This is a genomic window from Nocardia sp. NPDC047038, from assembly GCF_040644075.1.
Taxonomy (GTDB): domain Bacteria; phylum Actinomycetota; class Actinomycetes; order Mycobacteriales; family Mycobacteriaceae; genus Nocardia; species Nocardia sichangensis.
The window spans coordinates 763,819-770,346 of the sequence record NZ_JBEYVQ010000002.1 but is presented as its reverse complement, the minus strand read 5'-3'; the positions used below and the strand labels follow the sequence as shown (position 1 = coordinate 770,346).

Genomic DNA, 6,528 nt, shown 5'->3' with positions numbered 1-6,528 from the left:
CGGGCAGGGCCTGATTCCCTACCGCGGGAGTCTGTCACCCCGCTCGCCACCGTAGTCGGGTCCGTGCCCCGGCTATCTTCGACATGCGCGTTGCCGCCGCAGACCAGAGTGGGCACTCTCTCGACGGCGTCGCCGCGAGGCCGGTGGCTGGACATCGATCAGGAGGACGACGTGGCAGACGAACCCGGTGGGCTGACCGCCGAGCACCCGCTCGCTCGTGCGCTGGCGGCGCACGCGCCGACCGGATGGCAGCGGGTGGACGCGGTGTTCGCGGTCACGGTGGTGAGTGAGGTCGCCCAGCTGGTTTACACGGTCGACGACCGAGTGATGCCGGTGGACCCGCCGGAACCGGTGCTCGCCCTCGCGCGGGAGCACCGCGCGCTCGCGGCCGGCTCCGGTGCGGGTCCGTGGTGGCGTCTGCTGGTGGCGATGACTAGTGCGGGCAATATCGAGGTCGCCTACGACTACGGCGACGAGCCCTTTCCCGAGGGTCAACTTTTCGTCCCGGAGGCATATCGCGCTGATCTCGAGGCGTATCCGCGGCAGAAAGTACCTGTGTGGCTGGCCGCGTATATCGGTCACGGCGACCGGCAGCGCCGCACTCCGCAGCAGGCGGCGGAACAGGCCCGTGCCAACCGGGCCGAACAGGTGTGGGCGGTGCTCGCGGAGAACGAGTTCCCGCCGTTCCCGCAGATGTGGGCCCGATGGACGACCATCGCGGCGGCCTTCGTGGCCGCGAAGTCGGAATGGGGTCCGCGGATGCTGCCCTGGGTCGGCGTGTTCGAAGGCACCGCACGCGGTGGATCGACGTTGCACGCGCTTCCGGGCGGGCGAGCCGTGTTGTCCGGCGGAGTATGGAATGCGCCGACCTTGGACGCCGTATACAACGCGGGCGCACCGATGCCGGAGCTGTACGGCGGCGCGCCGGATTGGATCGCCGACCCGGTTTTGAATCCGCGGGCTGCTTCGGGCCTGCTGTCCTTCTGCTACTGGTGGGAAGCGGGGCGCTGGTACCGCGGGCAGTCACCGTCCGCGCAGGAATGCGCGCCCGCGGTGCCGGGCGTGTGGACGCGGGAAACGACCATCAAGATCGTGGCGGGCCTGGTCCCGGACCAGGACGCGTCGGAGGCCATCGGAGCCTTACTGTCCGCCGCCGAGACGGGAGGGGTGACGCGAGGGGCGCTGATCGCCGTCTTCGGCGATGACAGCCGTTTCGACATCGACGGCGCGCTCTATCAATTCTCGGCCGCCGGGCTGCTGTCCACGGCGCCCGAGCCGATGCCCGCCGAACAGGCGATCAGCCGGGTACGGGACTACATCACCGGTCGGCAGCTGGACACCACCGGATACCCGCTGGCGCAGCTGACCGCCGACCGCTTGCGCTTCGGCTGGATGGTGCACGTGCCCGCTCCCGAGAACACACCAGCCCACCGAGCGGTGTTCTATATCGCCGACGACGGCGAATTCGTGCACTCGTCGTCGGCCATCGACCATGGGCAATTCGTCGCCGCGTTCGAACAGCGCTTCCTCGACCGCCACGGGCTGGTGGTCTGACGCGGCGCACTGCATTTGCTGATAGTTCGCCATAAATCTTGTTGGGTATGCCCATCTCCAATGAGATAGGTTGCTGCCACGCGACGCGAGACTCGGCGAACCGCCTCGACGGTTCGCTCGACCCGCGAGGAGGAGGCCCGATCATGTCGCTGGAAACCAACAAGGCACTGGTCCGCAGGTTCTATCGGGAGATCGACGCGGGAAACATCGACGCCATGGACGACCTCGTCGCGGAGGACTACATCGATCACTCGCCGCCGCCGTTTCCCGGTCTCGGCCCCGGCCGAGAAGGCCTGAAGCAGGCCTTTCGCATGTTCTGGGCCGCCACTCCAGGGCGGCACGAGATCGAGGACCAAGTCGCGGAAGGCGACCGGGTCGTCACGCGGCTGACCGCGTACGGGCGGCACACCAGGGACCTGCCCGGCATACCGGCGACCGGGCGCGAACTGACGGTGACGGGTACCGCGATCCACCGGATCGCCGACGGCAAGCTCGCCGAGAAGTGGTCCGACAAGGACGTGCTCGGGTTCTTGCAACAGTTGGGAGTGCTACCTGCGGTGGGAAGACACTGACCGGCCGGGTCGGGACATCCGTCACATGATCGACGCGGCCTTCCGACTACAAAGAGAAAGCCGCGCATCAGCACTTGATGCGCGGCTTTCGCCTGTGGACGAAGGGGGGCTTGAACCGCCGTATCGCCCAGCTAGCAGCGTGCGACCTTGGGTTTCATCGGGATTAGTCGGGATTCACCGGGATTGGTCGGGGCAAGAATAGCCCGATTTGTGGACGTGGTGGTCCACATGGGATTTCACTGAGTTCCGATTGTGACGGTGGCATTCTTGGTACCTGGGGATTGCGACCACCAGTAGTAATATGTATTACCGCTGGTGACATTGATCGTCCCGGAGCCGTAAGCATCGAACGTTCCAAGGGTCGGGCATGCGATCTGGCCCGCGACCTCGTACTTCTGCGCGCCTTGAGGCACCCCGCTCACGGATATGGTGGATGCGGAATTCGGTATCGAGACGGTCTTTCCTGCGATCTTCGTCGTCAACTGCAAGGCGCACTGGTTCGAGTCGCCTCGGTACTGCAAATAGATCGTCGCCGCTGGATCGGCGTACGCGCCGCCGTATGGGGCGGACGTCGGTGCGGCCGTCGTGGGCGGCTGAGCCGGCGGTGTGGACTTCGTACCGACATAGATGCCGATAATCGCCCCGACGGCCGTAATGACCGCTGCGATTCCGGTGAGGATACCGGGGACTGACGTCCAAAAGCTGTGTTTCGGTTCCCTTGGCGCCGGAGTCACGTTTCCCATGCCGCCTCTTTCGGTGGAGACCACTGGTTGCTGTGCCGGACATCTTCGGCGAAGCTTTCCCTCTCCCGCCTCGCTTCGGTTCTTCCTCGTCGTCGGGTGTCGCCGCTGCTTCTAACGATCAGGTGGTACTCGCTCACGGTCACTGTTACCCCGGCAATTCGCGCGTAAACCGTGCTTTTGGTAGCCCCTCTGTTTGGTTACAACTACCACTCGAGGCGCGCAACCTCGACCAGATGGCTCCCCTCCGCCACGGAGGCGTCGAACACCTGCGACTGCACGAGCCCGCGTGCGTCCATCCACACCGCCTCGAAACCCGTCGCGACGCGCTCGATCTCGCTGATCTGGCCGAGCCGGACGGCGGTGGCGCGCCTGCTCCATATCGAGGACCCGGCCGCGCAGCCGGGGCAGCCTGTCTGCGACGACCTGCGCGCTCGCCGCGGATGCCACCGCCGAGATGTGCCCGTACCGCTTATCGGTGATCGCGATCGACGAGTACCCGGCGTCGCGCGATACGACCCAGATCGGCTCGCCGTCCTGCAGACGCCACGAAATCCCCTTATGTCTGGTGCAATACGGGGTGAGGCGCTTGGACATGAGGCGGCCGATGAGGTGCCCGTAGCGGCGGCGCAGCTCGTCGAACGACAGCCCTTCCCAACCGGCCGCGCCAGTGAACGGTGCGCGGTCGCCCGCGGCGAGCGCCTCGAGGCGGGCGACCGCCGGAGCTCAGCCTTGCTGCCAGAACCGCGCCGAGGTCACCGGTAATCCGCTCGGCGTCAGGAACAGGAAGGCGTCGGCCGGGCGGTCGAGGTCGAGCTGCGCGACCGTTTCGAGCGGAACGAACGTGCGGACGCCGCGCTCGGTCTTCGGGTCGCCTAGGCGCATCCGGCCGTTGGCCCACTTCCACGCTTTCGTGATCGAGACGCCGCCGGTGTTGCGGTCGATGTCGCCGACGAGAGCGCGCCCTGCTCGCCGGGCCGGGCAATGCTCAGCACGCCGAACTCCCACCACGGGCGCCAGAACGGCGCGAGCAGCTGCTCGACGAGCTCGTATTCGTCCTCGCTCAGGTGGTCGACCTCGCGCGCCGAAGCACTTCGGCAACTTGGTCTCGGCACACGGATTCCACGGAATAAAAGGAGTCGGCCGCTGCCGGGCCGCCGCACCCATCGCAGCGCACAGCAGGCCGTGCTTATTACGGATGGTCTTCGGCGCATTGTCGAACTCGGTTTCGAGCCACTCGACCCACGCGGCATCGAGCTCGGGGGTCACACCATCAACGGGCAGGTGCTCCCCGTTGAAGAAGGGAACGATGTCGCGGTCGATCATGCGCCGGTATTTGCGCTTGGTCTCCTCGTCCACACTCTTACCGAGGCTGTCGACGCATCGGTGAAGCCATACCTTCAATGTGATGGTGTCGACCACGGCGCCGAGTTGGGCGGCGAGGACGCCCTCGGCCTCGGCCGGGCCGACGCGGTCGAGCAGCCGCGCCCATCGAATAGCGGCGGCGTGATCGTCGAAACTCTGGGACGTCTGTACCGCTTTGCTGTCACGGATGATGCGGTAGCGCACCTGCGAGTGGGTAGAGCCATCCTTGCGGACGCGAATGCGGGGTGTAGTCGCCATGAAGCACGGGTCCTTGCACTCAGGCCGAATCCCCTCAGATTCCCTGTGGACCGCTGTGTGGACGCAGAAGGGGCATAACCTGTTGGTTATGCCCCCGACCTGCGTCGAAATTGTGGGCGAAGGGGGACTTGAACCCCCACGTCCCGAAGGACACTGGCACCTGAAGCCAGCGCGTCTGCCATTCCGCCACTCGCCCGAGCGACTGGGAGACAGTATCACGGCCGCGCGCTGGATACGAAATCGCCATTTCAGAGGCCTGACCGGGGGGCTGAACGGGTCCGGGAACCTGGGGCCGTCGCCAAGAGTTACAGGTGTGGACGATCGTGGATATCATGCAATGAACGTGGTCGATTAACGACACGCCATACACGCGTGTCGTTGTTACGAATCAGGAAGAGACGCGCACCGAAGGGAGGCCGAGATGGGCATCGTTTCGCGATTCGAGCGTCGCCTGCAAGGCGCCGTCGGTGACGTGTTCGCCAGAGTCTTCGGCGGCAGTGTCGTACCCCAGGAGGTGGAGGCGGCGCTGCAACGCGAGGCCGCCGATCATGTCCAGGACCTGGGCGGCGGGCACCTGCTGGCACCCAACAGCTATGTGATCACGATCAACACCTCCGATCACCAGCAGTTGGATGCCGACCACGACCTCACCACCCGCGCATTCGCCAAACATCTACAGGACTACATCCGCGAGCAAGGCTGGCAGACCTACGGCGAAGTACACGTGGCGTTCGAGGCATCACCTACGCTGCACACCGGACAGTTCAGGGCGAGTGGCCGCGTCGATCCCGACGCCGGACACAGAGCCAGCGCGGCTCGCGGCCCCGAATCACCGCCACAACGACCTGCACACCCGCAACCAGGAGCTGGCCCCATGACGCAGAACTCAGGCTACGACCCGAGCCGTGAGCCCGCGGAGTCCGATCCACGCAACCGCGGGTACGCTCCACCGCCTGCCGGACGCGGCGGCCCGCAGAACGGCGCGTACCGCGACGACTACGGCCGTGGCGGCGCATACGGGGCGGATTACCAGGCTCCGGACGCGCAGCAGGGTTACGGCGACTATCAGAACGGCTACGACTACCCGCAGGGTGGCCAGGGCTACGGGCAGCAGGGTGGTTACGGCGAGTCCGGCTACGGCGGCCAGCAGGGCGGCTACGGCGAGTCCGGCTACGGCCAGCAGAGCGGCTACGGCGAGCGCGGGTACGGCCAGCAAGGCTACGGCGACCAGGCCTACGGCCAGCCGGGCTACAGCGACCAGGCCTACGGCCAGCCGGGCTACAGCGACCAGGCCTACGGCCAGCCGGGCTACAGCGACCAGGCCTACGGCCAGCCGGGCTACGCCGACCAAGGCTACGGCCAGCAAGGGTACGGTCAGCCCGGCTACGGGCAGTCGGGGTACACCGATCCGAGCTACGGCGATCAGAACTACGCCGACCAAGGCGGCTACGCTCAGGACGACCAGGGCGGCTACGGTCAGGCATACTCGCAGCAACCGGGGTACGGCGCGCAGCAGGGCTACGCGGGCGGGCAAGGCTACGGCGCCGCCCCGCAGGCCGGTTCGGGCTATTCGGCGACGCTCCAGCTGGACGACGGCAGCGGCCGCACTTACCAGCTGCGGGAAGGCAGCAACATCATCGGCCGCGGCCAGGACGCGCACTTCCGGCTGCCCGACACAGGCGTCTCTCGCAGGCACATCGAGGTGCGCTGGGACGGGCAGACCGCGATGTTGTCCGACCTCGGCTCCACCAACGGCACCCTGGTGAACGGCTCCCCCGTGCAGGATTGGCAGCTCGCCGACGGTGACGTCATCCGTGCCGGGCACTCCGAGATCCTGATCCGTATCGTCTGATCCCGTAAGCTCGCGGTGCAGGTCACGACATGGCTCTCGAGGGAATCGTCGGTCGTATCGTGATCGAAATCGACCGACGGCCCTATGATGCTGCCAACACACGCGCGGCGCCGACACCGGGGCCGGCAAGACCAGCAGGCTGGTGGGGGTGGTCGAACCGCACCTACGGCACCGACGTACACGGTCG

Annotated in this window: 5 protein-coding genes and 1 tRNA gene; 3 read left to right on the top strand and 3 right to left on the bottom strand. The window is 66.5% G+C overall.

Annotated elements, in window-relative coordinates; all coding sequences use genetic code 11:
* Window positions 1-171: 171 nt before the first annotated feature.
* Window positions 172-1,554 (top strand): hypothetical protein, encoded by a 1,383-nt coding sequence (locus tag ABZ824_RS11785; protein WP_356963250.1) that lies wholly within the window; start codon window positions 172-174, stop codon window positions 1,552-1,554.
* Window positions 1,555-1,697: 143 nt separating this feature from the next.
* Window positions 1,698-2,126 carry an ester cyclase gene (locus tag ABZ824_RS11780; protein WP_355073374.1) on the top strand — a complete coding sequence of 143 codons (429 nt, stop codon included), beginning with the start codon at window positions 1,698-1,700 and terminating at the stop codon, window positions 2,124-2,126.
* 236 nt (window positions 2,127-2,362) lie between these two features.
* On the opposite strand, the gene ABZ824_RS11775 is transcribed toward ABZ824_RS11780, so the two are convergent.
* The 3 genes from ABZ824_RS11775 to ABZ824_RS11765 form a co-directional block, all read right to left on the bottom strand.
* A complete protein-coding gene (locus ABZ824_RS11775) occupies window positions 2,363-2,869 on the bottom strand; it encodes a hypothetical protein (protein ID WP_356963249.1) in 507 nt (168 codons plus the stop codon).
* Between the two features lie 723 nt (window positions 2,870-3,592).
* A complete protein-coding gene (locus ABZ824_RS11770; RefSeq protein ID WP_356963248.1) occupies window positions 3,593-4,489 on the bottom strand; it encodes a hypothetical protein in 897 nt (298 codons plus the stop codon).
* 113 nt (window positions 4,490-4,602) lie between these two features.
* Window positions 4,603-4,685 (bottom strand) — tRNA-Leu (locus ABZ824_RS11765).
* A 225-nt stretch (window positions 4,686-4,910) separates the two neighbouring features.
* On the opposite strand from ABZ824_RS11765, the gene ABZ824_RS11760 reads away from it, so the two are divergent.
* Window positions 4,911-6,341, top strand: a complete 1,431-nt coding sequence (locus ABZ824_RS11760) for an FhaA domain-containing protein (RefSeq protein ID WP_356963247.1) — start codon at window positions 4,911-4,913, stop codon at window positions 6,339-6,341.
* The last annotated feature ends 187 nt before the right edge of the window (window positions 6,342-6,528 follow it).

What these genes read in the sequence shown, in the direction of transcription:
- ABZ824_RS11775 (WP_356963249.1), bottom strand. Translation starts at nt 2,869, where the DNA reads ATGGGAAACGTGACTCCGGCGCCAAGGGAACCGAAACACAGCTTTTGG.
- ABZ824_RS11780 (WP_355073374.1), top strand. Translation starts at nt 1,698, where the DNA reads ATGTCGCTGGAAACCAACAAGGCACTGGTCCGCAGGTTCTATCGGGAG.
- ABZ824_RS11760 (WP_356963247.1), top strand. Translation starts at nt 4,911, where the DNA reads ATGGGCATCGTTTCGCGATTCGAGCGTCGCCTGCAAGGCGCCGTCGGT.
- ABZ824_RS11770 (WP_356963248.1), bottom strand. Translation starts at nt 4,489, where the DNA reads ATGGCGACTACACCCCGCATTCGCGTCCGCAAGGATGGCTCTACCCAC.